The 14,610-nt window shown below is 73.2% G+C and carries 11 protein-coding genes, 1 tRNA gene and 1 other RNA gene; 10 read left to right on the forward strand and 3 right to left on the reverse strand.

Going from position 1 to position 14,610, the window contains the following annotated elements:
* Positions 1-130 precede the first annotated feature (130 nt).
* The 6 genes from J5Y05_RS15390 to J5Y05_RS15415 all read left to right on the forward strand — a co-directional run bounded on the left by J5Y05_RS15390 (position 131) and on the right by J5Y05_RS15415 (position 5,928).
* Positions 131-307 carry a hypothetical protein gene (locus J5Y05_RS15390; protein ID WP_210872611.1) on the forward strand — a complete coding sequence of 59 codons (177 nt, stop codon included), beginning with the start codon at positions 131-133 and terminating at the stop codon, positions 305-307.
* A gap of 421 nt (positions 308-728) precedes the next feature.
* The gene (locus tag J5Y05_RS15395; RefSeq protein WP_210872613.1) at positions 729-2,348 is read left to right on the forward strand and encodes a type I-E CRISPR-associated protein Cse1/CasA; all 1,620 of its coding nucleotides are present in this window, start codon (positions 729-731) and stop codon (positions 2,346-2,348) included.
* A complete protein-coding gene (gene casB, locus J5Y05_RS15400; protein WP_210872615.1) occupies positions 2,341-2,925 on the forward strand; it encodes a type I-E CRISPR-associated protein Cse2/CasB in 585 nt (194 codons plus the stop codon). The genes J5Y05_RS15395 and casB overlap by 8 nt, the downstream gene beginning before the upstream one ends.
* Positions 2,922-4,301, forward strand: coding sequence for a type I-E CRISPR-associated protein Cas7/Cse4/CasC (locus J5Y05_RS15405; RefSeq protein ID WP_210872617.1), 1,380 nt, complete (start codon positions 2,922-2,924; stop codon positions 4,299-4,301). Before casB ends, J5Y05_RS15405 begins: the two co-directional genes overlap by 4 nt.
* Positions 4,298-5,182, forward strand: a complete 885-nt coding sequence (cas5e, locus tag J5Y05_RS15410; RefSeq protein ID WP_210872619.1) for a type I-E CRISPR-associated protein Cas5/CasD — start codon at positions 4,298-4,300, stop codon at positions 5,180-5,182. Before J5Y05_RS15405 ends, cas5e begins: the two co-directional genes overlap by 4 nt.
* Complete coding sequence (locus J5Y05_RS15415; protein ID WP_307853923.1) at positions 5,179-5,928, forward strand: type I-E CRISPR-associated protein Cas6/Cse3/CasE; 750 nt, start codon at positions 5,179-5,181, stop codon at positions 5,926-5,928. Before cas5e ends, J5Y05_RS15415 begins: the two co-directional genes overlap by 4 nt.
* Before the next feature lie 557 nt (positions 5,929-6,485).
* Here the strand turns inward: J5Y05_RS15415 and J5Y05_RS15420 are convergent.
* The 3 genes from J5Y05_RS15420 to J5Y05_RS15430 all read right to left on the reverse strand — a co-directional run bounded on the left by J5Y05_RS15420 (position 6,486) and on the right by J5Y05_RS15430 (position 8,044).
* A complete protein-coding gene (locus J5Y05_RS15420) occupies positions 6,486-6,707 on the reverse strand; it encodes a hypothetical protein (protein ID WP_210872623.1) in 222 nt (73 codons plus the stop codon).
* Positions 6,708-7,146: 439 nt separating this feature from the next.
* Positions 7,147-7,743 (reverse strand): hypothetical protein, encoded by a 597-nt coding sequence (locus tag J5Y05_RS15425; protein ID WP_210872625.1) that lies wholly within the window; start codon positions 7,741-7,743, stop codon positions 7,147-7,149.
* 213 nt (positions 7,744-7,956) lie between these two features.
* Positions 7,957-8,044, reverse strand: a tRNA-Ser gene (locus J5Y05_RS15430).
* A 72-nt stretch (positions 8,045-8,116) separates the two neighbouring features.
* On the opposite strand from J5Y05_RS15430, the gene ffs reads away from it, so the two are divergent.
* The 4 genes from ffs (at position 8,117) to J5Y05_RS15450 (ending at position 14,347) form a co-directional block, all read left to right on the forward strand.
* Positions 8,117-8,211: signal recognition particle sRNA small type (ffs, locus tag J5Y05_RS15435), an RNA gene on the forward strand.
* A gap of 64 nt (positions 8,212-8,275) precedes the next feature.
* A complete protein-coding gene (locus J5Y05_RS15440) occupies positions 8,276-10,621 on the forward strand; it encodes a DNA polymerase III subunit gamma and tau (protein ID WP_210872627.1) in 2,346 nt (781 codons plus the stop codon).
* A gap of 126 nt (positions 10,622-10,747) precedes the next feature.
* The gene (gene purD / locus J5Y05_RS15445) at positions 10,748-12,040 is read left to right on the forward strand and encodes a phosphoribosylamine--glycine ligase (RefSeq protein ID WP_210872629.1); all 1,293 of its coding nucleotides are present in this window, start codon (positions 10,748-10,750) and stop codon (positions 12,038-12,040) included.
* A 399-nt stretch (positions 12,041-12,439) separates the two neighbouring features.
* The gene (locus tag J5Y05_RS15450) at positions 12,440-14,347 is read left to right on the forward strand and encodes a M48 family metalloprotease (RefSeq protein WP_210872631.1); all 1,908 of its coding nucleotides are present in this window, start codon (positions 12,440-12,442) and stop codon (positions 14,345-14,347) included.
* The last annotated feature ends 263 nt before the right edge of the window (positions 14,348-14,610 follow it).

The following is a 14,610-nucleotide window of genomic DNA, read 5'->3' on the forward strand; positions in this document are numbered from 1 at the left end:
GGTTCAGCCGTCCCCACCTGCGGAAATCGTGTCGCCATAGTCATCGCGACTCGTGGCCGCCCCGTGGTCGCCGCGAATCTGGAGCCATCACCGCAGCAGCCGAATCCGGCTCCTGACAGAAGGATGGCCCGTGTCCGAGATCCCCGAACTGCTCTCTTACGTCGCCGCTCTGAGCGGCTGCGCCGGACTGCTCTACACGGGCATCCTGTTCGTCGTGGCCCTCGTCTCCGTCCTCGCCTCCACCCCGGAACGACGCAAGGACGCCCGGACAACCCTCGGCATCCTCCTGCGCCGCCGCTCACGCTGAGCCCGGAGCGGTCCCGGCCCGACCGGCGCGCCGCACTTGCGAAGTCGACTGTCCCAGACGCCGGGCCGAAGGGTCGTTCAATTCGGAAATACCCAAACGGCTGCGCGTTGCGGGCCCGTTGGGATAGAAATCCTCGCATGTGGTCAGCCACTCGTACCGGTACCGGTTCCTCCAGTTCCACTTCCGTGCGACGGGAAAAATAGGAGTCCGGTGCAGCCGATTCCTTGAGGACCTTCGGTGCCCTCGGTGATCCCCGACGCTCTCCGGTGATTTTCCGAGTACGAGTCTCCGCGCGTGCGATCCCGCGCAGGGAGTACAGGGCCTGCGGAAAGGAAGACGGAGGGCAAGGCCACGAGATGTTGCCGGTGGACGGTGGGAATTCCCCCCCCGCTGGGCACGTTCGAAAGAGCGGTAGTGAGAATTGCGCGACGTTCCCCTCCCACCGTCTGAGCCCCCATCCTCCGCACCCCCGCCCCGTCCGTCCTGGGACCCTCGTCACAAGCCCTGCGTCCCCACCGTCACCCTCGAAGGCGCCTCCGCGCACCACTCCCTGTGTGCGCTCCTCGCACACGCCGACGATCAGGCCGACCTCGACTGCGCGTCTTCCGGCGAGAAGGTCGCCGTCATCGAGTACCTGCTGGCGATCTGCTTCGCTTCCGGTACCTGTCCGTCCTCGGACGGGGAATGGCGGGACTGGATCAGCGGCGAGCGGAGCCTCGCCCCCGCCGCCGACTGGCTGCGACGTCAACCGGACGACGCCTGGGACCTGTTCCACCCCACGGAGCCCCTGGCGCAGAACTCCCTGCTGGCGGAGGACCTCCGGGAGAGCGGTACGGGGACGGCCCAGTTGGTCATCGAACACGCCGGTGACTACAACCAGCACTTCGACCACCACCACCTTGAACGCGACAACCCGCTCCCGGCGGCGGAGGCGTTCCGCGCCACGCTCACGCAGCACGTCTACGCCCCCTACGGACGGGCCCGTATGCCCGGCAAGCGCCTCGGAGCCAAGGTCACCAACCTCGCCGTGGGCCGCCTCGCGGGAAGGGTCCGCGTCGTCGCCACCGGGCGGACGCTCGGCGAGACCCTGCGCCTGAACCTCTACCCGCCCGACGGCCCGCCGGGCGTGCTCAACACCTCCTGGACCATGTCCGGCATCAAGCGCCGCACCTTCAGAGAGACGGCGGCGCCCAGGGTGCCGCAGAGCCCGGCGGATCTCCACAGCGCCCTCGGACGCTCCGTGCTCCTGCGCCCACGGCAGGGACCGCGCGGGCAACTCGTGGTCGACCGGGTCCTGATCGGGGCCGGCGAGATCCTCGGACTCGACCCGGAACGCCACCTTCAGGACGCGGTGTACGGCCAGACGACGAACGGCGTGCGCAAGCCGCTGTGGCCGTCCCCCACCAGGGCGCTCTGGCAGCAGGCCCACGCCCTCTACAGCGCCGTCCGGGACGACGAGACCGGGCTGTACGCACGGCTGCGCTCCCTCACCCGCGCACGGACGGGCCCCGGGGCCCCGTACCAGCTCTGGGCCGTGGGACTGCTGGCCAACAAGGCGCTGCCGATGGCCTGGACGGACGGCGCCTATCCCTACGCCCCCGGGATGGCCGCGCACCTCTACCGGGCCTCCCGCAGGGGCTCCGACATCGCCGAGTACCTCGCGTGGAGCCTGAAGAAGGCGGCCATCGTCGCCGCCGAGACCGCCTTTCCGGCCGTGAGGGCCGCGGACGAGGCCGGTCAGGTCGCCCGGCTCGACGCCCGGTGGTCGTTCTGGCCCGCCGCCGAGGCCCCCTTCCACGAACTGCTGGACGAAGTGATCGACCGGGGACCCGAGGACGACGACCCGGTCTCCGAGCCGCTGATCGAGTACGCGACGGGCCTGATGGAGACCGCCCGGACGCAGATGCTCCGGCGCCTCGACGCCCTGCCGCCCAGCGACCGCAACCACCGGGCGCGGGCCCGTGCCGTCCGGCTCTTCGAGGACGCCGTCTCCGGAGACCGGGCCCCTGCCGAACTCCGAGGGGAGATCGCACGTGACTGAGCACCACCCGCCGCCCGGAACGGAGTCGGACCGGCCCCGGTTCCCCCACGACAGCGCGGCCCTCACCGCCTGGCTCACCACCCTCGTGCGCAACCGCGAGTACGGGGCCCTCGCCGAGCTGCGCCGAGCCAGGGGCGGCACCGACGCCCACATCCGCGCCGGCTGGTTCGGAGGCGACGACCACCGTGACCTCTTCGAGCGGACGGCCTTCCTCTTCGCCGTCTATCACCAAGGGCGCCCCGTGCCCGCGTACGGCCGCGGCAGCCTGGGTGCCGCGGCCCGACGGATCGGCCACGGGACGGAACGCGGGCCGGCAAACCCCGGCGCCCAACGCCTCCTCAACCGTGTCGTCGCCAGCCGGCGCGTCCCATGGCGTCACCTCCAGCACGCGGTCACCCGGCTGCGGTCCTGCGAGGAGCCGCCGCCGTCCTGGACCGGACTGGCCGAGGACCTCATCCGGTGGCACGACCGCAAGGCGCGGGTCGCCTATCGGTGGTCGGTCGATTTCCACACCCCGCCGGCCCGGGACCTGGGCGCACCGAACGAAACGACGACGCGGAAGGACACCATCCCGTGACCGAAGCACCACCCCGTAGCCAGTTCCTCTCCCTGCATCTCATCGAGACCTTGGCGGCGGTCCTCCCGGTGCGGGACGAGAACGGCCAGCCGAAGTCCCTCGTCTTCGGGGGAGTGGAACGCCACATGATCACCAGCCAGGCCCGCCGGCGTGCCGAGCGGGTCCACGCCCGCGACCGTGCCAACGCCGGCCGAGGAGCACTCAAGGGGCGGAGCATGGGCGTCCGCACCCGGGAGTGGGCCCTCCTTGCCGCACGGGAACTCGAGACCGTCCACGGCTGGGACAAGGACAGGGCCTTGGTCACGACCCGTGCGGTGATGGAGGCGAGCGGCCTCAAATTCGGCGACCCGAAGAAGAGGACGGTGGCCAACCTGACGAAGGTCCTCGTCTTCGCCCCGTCCGACGCCGGTGCGAGGATCGCCGCGCACATCGCCGACCGGGCGGCGGAGGTCGAGGAGTGGCGCGAGACGTACTTCGACGCCCAGGCGCGCGCCGAGGCGGCGAAGAAGGCGCGCCGGGGAGCCCGGAAGAAGACGGAGGCACAGCCGGGAGCTGACGAGGCGCCGGAGGAGGTGTCCACGGCGTCCACGGCGGAACCCTCCGCGACCGTCGCCCTGCCGCCGTTGCCCAAGGCCACCAGAGATGCCGTCCTGCTGGCCCTGGCTCCCCGCGACGCCGTGGACATCGCGCTCTACGGCCGCTTCCTCGCGGAGATCCCCGACTCCCCGAACGTCGACGGCGCCGTCCAGACCGGGCACGCCTTCACCGTGCACGAATCCGAGCAAATGGAGGATTTCTACGCGGCGGCCGACGATGCGAAGCTCGATCGCAAACGCAATGCACTCGATTTCCTCGATGCCGCCGACGACGCGGGCGCGGGCATGACCGGATACCAGTCCCTGATCTCCGGAACCTTCTACCGGCACGCTGTCCTCGACCGCGTCCAGCTCCGCACCAACCTGCGTGTGGCCGGCATGGCGGAAGACGAGGCCGAGGAGGCCGCGTCCGAGGCCGAGACCGAGTTCGTGATCGCCTTCGTGGAAGCGTTCCCGGAAGCGAAGAAGAACTCCACGGCCTCCACCGGGTCGCTCCCCGCCCTCGTTCTCGCCTTCGAGGGCGAACGCCCCTACAACTACGCGTCCGCGTTCCAACGGCCCGTGGAAGAGGGCCCGTTGTCCACCGGTGGGGAGGGCCCGGCCGGCCCCGCCGCCGTACGCCGGCTGCTGCGCCACCATACGTTCGTCAGCCGACGCCGCGACGACCTGCGCACGGCGCGGGTACTGACGTACGACCCCGAGATCGACGCGCTCCTGGGCGAGCTGGGGCCGCCCGAGTCGCTGACCGTGGTCGAGCGGGCCGAGGACCTCACCCCGTGAACGGTCTCCACGACCCCCACGTCCTGCTCATCCGGCTCGCCGGGCCGTTGCAGTCCTGGGGCCTCACCGGCAGGTTCGCCCGACGCGACACCCACAGCCGGCCCACGAAATCGGGCGTGATCGGCCTGTGCGCCGCGGCCCTCGGACTCGCCCGCGAGGAACCCCTGGGCGAACTGGCCGAAGTGCTCTACGGAGTCCGGGCCGACCGCCCCGGCACACCGCTGCGCGACTACCACACAGCCGGCGGGGGAACCTATCCGCTGCGCCCCCGGGACCTCCTCACCGACCACCAACGGGCCGCGAAGGCGACGACGGCCCCGGCACCGGACGGCTCGGGCCCCGGACCGTTCGGCCGCGCGGAGCTGGCGGCCTGGTACGGCTCACCGAAGTACGTCACCGCCGACCCGGTCTCGGGAGCCCTGGTCTCCGGGGAGGTCCGCCGCCACGCCCTGACGTCGGAGCGCTGGTACCTCGCCGACGCCGCCTTCCTCGTCGGCCTGGAACATCCGGACGTGGCTCTCCTGGAGCGGATCGCCCACGCCCTGGAGTACCCGAAGCGCCTGCTCTGGCTCGGCCGCAAAGCCTGCCCGCCCTCCGGCGACCTCGCCCTCGGCGTCGTCCCGGGGACCCTTCGGAGCGCGTTCGAGACGCACGCCCTGCTCCCCGACGCCGGCTGCGGTGAAGGGGAGCCGCCCGCTCACACGACCGGCGCACGCCGGTGGGCCTGGATCGAGAGCCCGCGCCCGCTCCCCGGCGTCAGCCCGCTGTCCGACCAGCCGGTGCGCTTCGACGCCGACGGCAGCGTCCACAGCCTCCGCTGGGAGACCCGGCACCGCATCACCATCGCCTCGCCCGCCCGAGGATGGGACATCATCCTGTGAACACGACCACCGCCACCTCGCCGGCGCCCTCGGCCCCGGGAGACGCCGCCCGGTTCGTCGCCACGCAGAGCCTGCTCACCCTGGACGTCCGGCACCCGTTCGCCGCCAAATCCCTCATCGACGCGCAGGACATGCACCGGACCGTCATGAGCGGATTCCCCGGCTGGGTGGACGACGGCAGCCGTGACGCCCGCTCCCAGATGGGCGTCCTGTCGACCTGGACCGTCGATCTCCGGCAGGCACGGCTCAACCTGGTGGTCCAGTCGTCCGTCCCCGCCGACTGGAGCGCCGTGCCCCGGGGCGCCGTGGCACAGGCCCCCGAGATCCTCACCGTCGACCGCACCTTCCGCACCGGCGACCGCGTCGACTTCCGTACGGTCGTCAACCCGGTCCGCGCCATCCCGCCGCCGCCCGGCTCACCCCCGAAGACCCGTGGCACCCGCGTCCCGCACACCCGCCCCGAGCACGTGAAGAGGTGGTTCTCGCAGCGTCTGCAACCGTCCGGCGAACCCCCGGTCGCCCCCAACGGAGTCGTGCGCGTCGGAGCCGACGCCGACACCGAACGGCTCGCCCTGCGCATGCTCCCGCGCGTCTCCAGCCCAGCCCCCCACAAGGGCCTGCGCATCGCCCGTGCGGAGATCAAGGGCACGTTCACGGTGACCGACCCGAAGACGTTCGTCGCCGCCCTCACCCAGGGCATCGGCCACGCCCGCGCCTACAGTTGCGGACTGCTCCTCGTCCGCTGAACAGGACCCGCACCGCCGAGCGGCCGGGACGACGGGGGAGACGACGGGACCGGGAGCGGTACGGCGTACCGTGCTGCGGTGGCGCGACGAGCCGTTCGGTCCGGCCTTCCACGCGCCGGCGCCAGATCCCCCCCGGCTTGCTGGGGACATGGCTCGGCCGCGACCGCTCCGCCGACGTCGGTCATGCGTACGTCCTGGCCTTCGTCCGCCTGGTCTCCGGGCTCTGCCGGGGCCGGGCGATGGCGAGGGCCCCGGCCAGGATCTGGTCGGGGCCCTCGATCCGGCTGGGCAGCCGGTGGCGTTCATGGGGGGCCCGGCTAGAAGCGCCCGGCACCCATGTCCGAGGCGGGCTCCGGCGCGTCCTCGAACGGGAAGGCGTCGTCCTCCCCGAAGTCCGGGGCCTGGAAGGGGTCCGTCGTCGGGGGCGGCGATGCCGCCGTGGAGCAGCGGGTTTGCCCTTCCGGGGCGGAGAACAGCGATGTCAGATCGATGAGAGGTCTCTCTTTCGGTACAGGTCCCAGAAGGGTCCTGGTGTGCCGTAACCGGGCACAGCGGTCCTACAGCTTGGTCATCTTGGCGTACGGGCTCAAGATCCGCGTGCGCGACGAACCGAAATCCACGAGCGCCGCGATCCCGGCCTCGATGCCGATCACTCGGCCGAGTCCGTACACGTCGTGGGTGACCTGGTCGCCCACGGCGAAGTCCTCGGGAGCCGGCGCGGCCGGGGCCTTGAAGGGGCTGGTGGGCAGACGACGCTTCGGCGCGGCAGGTTTTGTCATGACTCAGTATGTGCCATGTACGCCCCGTTGGCTGTGGCCGTCGGCACAGATCGAGACGGACCATGTCGAAGGGCCCCCTGTTTCCGGGGGGCCCTTCGACATCGTGCCCGGTGAGGCACTGGCGGAGGATACGAGATGCGAACTCGTGAGGGGGTTGCCCCCAACACGCTTTCCGACTGTTCGTATGGGGGTCCGGGAAGGTTCGCAGGCGTCCTGACCTGCGGCGGAGCGTGCTCGTCAGGGTGACGTGAACGCGCTTGAACCCGGCTGAACGCAACCCGAACTGCGACTCTCGTCGGGGACCGGGCGGCGCGTAGCCGAGGTATCGGCGGTTTCGTTCCCCACGTCCGGCAGGGCCCGCTGCCAGACGGTTGGCGGCCGATGACGCCTTCCTTGCGCCGCCCTCGGCAGGCGGACGTATCTGCTGAGGGCCGGGGCTCTACTCTTCGGAGGCATCGTCCACGCCGAGATCGCGGCGCATGGCGGCCCTCAGGTCGGACAGCAGGGCCCACGACAGTTCCGTCTCGATCTCGAGGGCATCGAGTTCGCCGGCGCTGGGACGGCCGCCTGACGTCATGCTCTTCAGCAGGCCGTAGGTCTTGTTGAGCTGGTGGTTTGTTGCTCGGGCGTCTGCCAGCACGGCGCCGGGCACGATCATCTGTGCTTCTGCGTAGCTGTCGCGAAGGACCAGGCGCCGTGCCTCTAGTTGCTCGGCGCACGCCTGGGTTTCTGCGTCGTCCCGGGCGCGCAGGGCGTGCGTGAGGTTGATCTGTGCGGTCTGGTACTGCCGTGCCGTGGTGTTGAGGGAGATATAGCAGGCGCGGCGCAGATCGGTCAGTTCGCGTCGTGCCGCGAGGCGTGCTTCCCGTTGCCGGACCTGTTCGGCGTGGGCGCGGTCTTCGCGTTGCTGACGAGCGGTCGCTTCCAGCTCATGGCGCTTGAGCCGATCGGCTCTGCTCTGAGTCAGCAGAGCCGCGCCCAGGGTGCCGATGACACCGACGACGGCCACGGCGAGCGCAGCCCAGGTTTGTTCCACAGCTCCCACCTCGTATCGGGCAGGTGGGACGCTGCCCTGCCTGCGTCAACGGTGCCGATCATAGGGTTCAGCCTTGCGCCGAGCCCGGCGAGGTCAAACGCCAAGCTAGGCACCACGGGCCCCATCGATGCCCGATCGCGGCAACCGCAACCCTCAACGTCGAAGGGCCCCACCTTGCGGTGGGGCCCTTCGACTTCGTGCCCGGTGAGGCACTGGCGGAGGATACGAGATTCGAACTCGTGAGGGGTTGCCCCCAACACGCTTTCCAAGCGTGCGCCCTAGGCCTCTAGGCGAATCCTCCGCCGGGAACATTACATGACGTTGGGGAGTGCTTGCGAACTCGTTCCCGCGGGGAGGATCGGGTACCCTGTGCGGAGCCCCTCACGCGGCGCTATCTGACTGAACTCCCCCAGGGCCGGAAGGCAGCAAGGGTAGGTCGGCTCTGGCGGGTGCGTGGGGGGCGTTCACGTACCCGGGGGGTCCCTCGGGCGATGCGGGCCGGTTGTCGGTGGGCGCCTATAACCTCGTAGGCGTGTCGTCTCTCGCGCTGTACCGCCGTTACCGCCCGGAGTCCTTCGCCGAGGTCATCGGGCAGGGGCATGTCACCGACCCGTTGCAGCAGGCGCTGCGGAACAACCGGGTCAATCACGCGTACCTGTTCAGCGGCCCGCGCGGATGCGGCAAGACGACCAGCGCGCGGATTCTCGCCCGCTGCCTGAACTGCGAGCAGGGCCCCACGCCCACCCCCTGCGGCACCTGCCAGTCCTGCCGCGACCTGGCGCGGAACGGGCCCGGTTCGCTCGACGTCATCGAGATCGACGCCGCCTCGCACGGAGGTGTGGACGACGCCCGTGACCTGCGGGAGAAGGCGTTCTTCGGGCCCGCCCACAGCCGGTACAAGATCTACATCATCGACGAGGCCCACATGGTCACGTCGGCCGGCTTCAACGCGCTGCTCAAGGTGGTCGAGGAGCCGCCGGAGCACCTGAAGTTCATTTTCGCGACCACCGAGCCCGAGAAGGTCATCGGGACCATCCGCTCGCGCACCCACCACTACCCCTTCCGGCTCGTGCCGCCCGGCACCCTGCGGGACTACCTCGCCGAGGTGTGCCGGCAGGAGCAGATCCCGGTCGAGGAGGGCGTGCTGCCGCTGGTGGTGCGCGCCGGTGCCGGGTCCGTCCGCGACTCGATGTCCGTCATGGACCAGTTGCTCGCCGGGGCCGACAGCGACGGTGTGACGTACGCCATGGCGACCGCCCTGCTCGGTTACACGGACGGTTCGCTGCTCGACTCCGTGGTCGAGGCGTTCGCCTCGGGGGAGGGGGCGGCGGCCTTCGAGGTCGTGGACCACATCATCGAGGGCGGCAACGACCCGCGGCGCTTCGTCGCCGACCTCCTGGAGCGGCTGCGCGACCTCGTCATCCTCGCGGCCGTGCCCGACGCGGCAGAGAAGGGGCTCATCGACGCCCCCGCCGACGTCGTCGAGCGCATGCAGGCCCAGGCGCGCTCCTTCGGCGCCGCCGAGCTGAGCCGCGCCGCCGACCTGGTCAACGAGGGGCTCACGGAGATGCGCGGCGCCACCTCGCCCCGCCTCCAACTGGAGCTGATCTGCGCGCGCGTCCTGCTGCCCGCGGCCTACGGCGACGAGCGGTCCGTGATGGCCCGCCTCGACCGGATCGAGCGCGGCGTGCAGTTCTCCTCGGGCGCGGGCACGCCCGCGATGGGGTACGTGCCGGGACCCGAGGCGCACGGGGGCGGCGGTGCGCCGGTCCCGCCCGGCGGTGGCGCCGCTGCCGCCAGGGCGGCGGTACGGGCACCGGCGGGGGGTGGCGGAGGACCCGCGCAGGCTCCCGGCGGCCCGCATGCCCCGGGTACGCCGAGCACCCCTGGTGGGCACAGTGGCCCGAGCGGTCCTGGTGGTCCGGGTGGTCCCGGTGGTCCGGGTGCGTACGAGGCTCCCGGTGCCGGTGCGCCTCCGGTGGCCGAGCCCGGCCCGGCGAGCGGCGCCCGGCCCCCGGCGGCCCCCGTCCCCGTCCCCGCCCCCGCCACGCCTCCGGCTCCGGCTCCGGCTCCGGCCCCCGCGCCCGCCGCCCAGCCCCCCGCCTCCGCGCCCGGTGCCTGGCCCACCACCGCCCCCACCGGCGGCGGACGACGGCCCGGCGGCTGGCCCACCCCGGCGGCTCCGGGCGCCGGACGCCCCCAGGCCCCCGCCGCACCCGCCGCGCCGTCCGCCCCCGCGCACTCCGCGCCCCCGCCCCCACCCGTGGCCCAGGCCCCCGCCCCGGTCGGCGCACCGCCCCCGGGCGGCGGGCTCGACCCGCGTTCGATCTGGCCCAACATCCTGGAAGCGGTCAAGAACCGCCGCCGCTTCACCTGGATCCTGCTCAGCCAGAACGCCCAGGTGACCGGCTTCGACGGCTCCGCCCTCCAGATCGGCTTCGTCAACGCCGGCGCCCGCGACAACTTCCTGAGCAGCGGCAGCGAGGACGTCCTGCGGCAGGCCCTGGCCGAGCAGTTCAACGTGCAGTGGAAGATCGAGGCCGTCGTCGACCCCTCCGGCGGCTCCGCGCCCCCGCCCGCCGGGCCCCCCGGCGGGTACGGCGGAGGCTTCGGCGCCGGTGCGCCCGCGCCGCGCCCCGCCGCTCCGCCCCCGTCCGGGCCGCCCGCGCCCCCCGCCGCGCCGTCCGCCCCCGCCGGACCGGCGCCCTCCGCGCCCGCGCCCCGGCCCCCGGCGCCCGAGCCGCCGCCTCCGGTCTCCCCGGAGGACGACACCCCCGAGGACGACGACCCCGACCTCGACGAGTCGGCCCTCTCCGGCATGGACCTGCTCGTACGGGAGCTGGGGGCGACCGTGGTGGAGGAGATCGCCAACGAGTGAACCGGCGGGAGACCCGGGTGTGAGGCGGTGAGGGGGCCCGTCCTGGAGGAAGCCACAAGCCCCCGGCGCCCGTCCCTTCGGAAGCCCGCACAAACCGCCCCCGTCCGCTGCCATTAGGCTGACCCCGTGAAGGTCCTCGTCATCGGCGGCGGCGCCCGCGAACACGCCCTGTGCCGTTCCCTGTCCCTCGACCCCGACGTCACCGCGCTGCACTGCGCACCCGGCAACGCCGGCATCGCCGAGGTCGCCGAGCTGCACCAGGTCGACGCCCTCGACGGCGCGGCCGTCTCCGCGCTGGCCACCGGGCTCGGCGCCGACCTGGTCGTGGTCGGGCCGGAGGCGCCCCTGGTCGCCGGGGTCGCCGACGCCGTGCGCGAGGCGGGCATCCCGGTCTTCGGCCCCTCCGGGCAGGCCGCCCGGCTGGAGGGCTCCAAGGCATTCGCCAAGGACGTCATGGCCGGCGCCGGCGTGCCCACGGCCCGCTCCTACGTCTGTACGACGCCCGAGGAGGTCGACGCGGCCCTCGCCGCCTTCGGCGCCCCCTATGTCGTCAAGGACGACGGACTCGCCGCCGGCAAGGGCGTCGTCGTCACCGCCGACGTCGAGGCGGCCCGCGCGCACGCCGGGGCCTGCCTGGGCACCGGTGACGCGGCCCGCGAGCCCGGCAGGGTCGTCATCGAGGAGTACCTCGACGGCCCCGAGGTCTCCCTCTTCGCCGTCACCGACGGCGAGACCGTCCGCCCGCTCCAGCCCGCCCAGGACTTCAAGCGCGCCCTCGACGGCGACGAGGGCCCCAACACCGGCGGCATGGGCGCCTACTCGCCGCTGCCCTGGGCCGACCCGAAGCTCGTCGACGAGGTCGTGCAGAGCGTGCTCCAGCCGACGGTGGACGAGATGCGCCGCCGCGGCACCCCGTTCTCCGGGCTCCTCTACGCCGGGCTGGCGATCACCGGCCGCGGGGTCCGCGTGATCGAGTTCAACGCCCGTTTCGGCGACCCCGAGACCCAGGTCGTACTGGCCCGCCTGCGCACGCCGCTCGCCGGGCTGCTGCTGGCCGCCGCCACCGGTACCCTCGCCGACCTGGAGCCGCTGCGCTGGAGCGAGGACGCGGCCGTCACCGTCGTCGTCGCCTCCCACAACTACCCCGGCACCCCGCGCACCGGCGACCCGGTCACCGGCCTCGACGAGGTGGCCGCCCAGGACGCCCCGCACGCCTACGTCCTGCACGCCGGGACCCGGCAGGAGAGCGACGCCGTCGTCAGCGCCGGCGGGCGTGTCCTGTCCGTCACCGCCACGGGGGCGGACCTGGCCGAGGCCCGCGAGCGCGCCTACCGGGCCGTCGCCCGCATCGGCCTCGACGGCTCCCAGCACCGTACGGACATCGCGGCGAAGGCGGCGGCGGAGGCGGCGGAGGGCTGACCGGCCCCGGGGCGGGGCCGACGGCCGGGCCAGCGGCCCCAGCCCGGCAGTTCCCGACCCACGGCAACCCCCGCCCCTGCCCCGCCCCCGTCCCGCCCGGAAAGCGCCCCCTTCGCGCCCCCGGCGCACCGGACTCCCCAGGCCCCGGCTTCCTCCATGGAACCGGGGCCTGACCCTTGCTCTGCGCCACTCAGCTCTCCCCAAAGCCATTCCATCGAGTGACCGATGCGCCATACGGCTGACGTGGACCGAGGCCCCAACTAGGGTGCCGCGCAGGCATTCCGGCACTTGGCCCACCGGCATTGCGATGTCGGGGGCGAGTGCCACAGTGGGGTCATGGGCAACTCCAGGAGAGCAAGAGGACGGTCGGGGACGGCAAGGAGGGGGTGAGGTCCGCACGTGACCGCAACCGGTGGTGTGGAAAGAGGCGCCCAGGCGGCGCGTGCGCGGGCGCTCGCCGTGCTGCGCGTCCGCAGCCGGGCGCTGGCCGTGGCCCTCGTGCCGGCCGCCGTCGCCGTCGTCCTGCTCGCGGGCGGGTTCACCGGCCACTTCCCGGGCCCGGCATGGGACGCCGCCCGCTGGGCCGTCACCGTCCTCGCGCTGCTCGTCCTGCTCGGCGCGGGCGCCATCGCCCTGGTCGTCGCCCGTGCCCGGCCCGCCGTCACGCCGACGGTGCCGGTCCCCGAGCACTCCGCCCCCGACCTCTACGGGCTGGTGCGCGACCTCGCCGACCGGCTCGGCGTCCCCGCCCCCTCCGCGATAGCCCTGACACCGGACTGCGACAGTTGGCTGGAGGACCGTACGCATCCGGCCCACGGCCCGCCGCCCGCCGGTGACCCCGACGACGCGGTCGGACCGGACGCCGGGGGCCGCCGGGACCCCGTCGCCCCGGTGCTCGTCATCGGCTCGCCCTTCCTGTGGTGGATGCGGGTCGGCGAGCTGCGCGCGGTCCTCGCCCCGGTCGTCGCCGGTACGGGCCCCTCCGCCCACCCCGACATAGCCGCCGCCCGCCGTTTCATACGCGGGCTGGACGCCGCCGTCGCCGTGGCCTCGGCGGGTGGCGGCAGGCCGTTCCTCCGGGTGGCGTACGCGGGTCTCGGTCAGGTGTCCCGCATGCTGCTGCGCAACTGCCGCGAGCACGCGTCCGAGATGGAGCGCGGGGTGGCCGCAGCCGCCGCCGAACGGGCGCAGGCGGTCGACTACGGGCTGCGGATCGTCGCCCAGGAGCAGGTCGGCCTGGCCTACGCGGGCTGGGACCGGCTGCTGACCCGGGTGGCGCTGCCCGCCTGGCGGATGGGCCGGTGGCCCTCCCGACTGGACGTCGGCGTGGTCGCCGCCCTCACGGAGCTGTCCCGGCGGGACCGCCTGGCGGAAGGGTTCACCTCCCGGCTGGGCGAGCGTCCCGCCTGTGACCTGCTGGAGGAGCCCGGCACCGTCGACGAGGCGGTCTCCCTGCTCGCCGCCCGCCTCTTCCACGGCGGTCCCACGGAGTCCCGGCCGGACTGGTCGCCGGTCGAGTGGGAGGAGTACCCGGAGGAGGTCGTCGACCGGACCTGGCGCACCGACGCCGCCCGCCTCCACCGCGTCCTGGACACCCTCGGCGTCCGCCGTTCCGCCGACGACGCGCCCGGCGCCGACGGCCCCACGCTGGCCCGCGTCCTGAACCACCTCGCGCTCCCGCCGGCCGCCGGCCGGACCCCGGCGTTCCCCGCCTCCGACGGGCACAGCCCCGTACGCGCCCTCAACGGCTCCGCCGCCCCTCAGCCGTACGACCACGGCCACGGCAGCGACCACGACCACGGCAGCGACCACGACCAGGGCCGCGAACATGGCCACGACCACGGCCACAGCCACCGCCCCGACCTCTTCGCGGACGACGACGACCTCGCCGACACCACCGCCTCCGGTGCCGCCCTGGCCGCCGGGCTCAGTGCCCAGTTGGCCCGCGAGGAGGCCGCCGGGGCCGTCGCGGCTCCGGTCGGCGCGACGGCGGGCCCGGCCGGACCCGAGGCCGCCTTCTGGGACGACCGGTCGCTCCCGCTCTTCCCGCTCCGGCCCCCGCGTTCCGGGCGCGAGATCCTCACCGACCACATCACGGCGATGGTCTGCTGCGCCGCGATGGACACGGCCGGCGCGGTCCCCGGCCTCGACTGGCTTGACGGCCCCACGCTCCTGATCGGCGGCGCCCGCGCCTCCGACCTGGCCCCGCGCGTCCTCAGTCTCGTCGAGAGCGGCGACCCCGACCCCCTGCGGGCCTGGCTGACCGACCTCGGTATACGCCCGGAGAAGCCGGTCCGCCTGGTCTGACCTCGGTCCGCCTGGTCTGATCCCATGCCCCCGGTCTTCTCCGCCCCCGGAACCCCACGCCCCCGGAACCCCACGCCCCGGTCCCCACACGCCCTCCCCACCCCCGGCGTCCACTCCACTCCCCGCGCCTCACCCCCACCCGGCCCGCGACCTCACCCCCGTCCCTTCACCTCCGAAACCGGTCTCCCCACTTCCACTTCGGCTCGCTTCACGACGAACCGTGACCACACACGCGCCACATGTGATGTGCTGGGACCGATCGC

The sequence above is a fragment of the Streptomyces tagetis genome (genome assembly GCF_018069565.1).
GTDB lineage: Bacteria > Actinomycetota > Actinomycetes > Streptomycetales > Streptomycetaceae > Streptomyces > Streptomyces tagetis.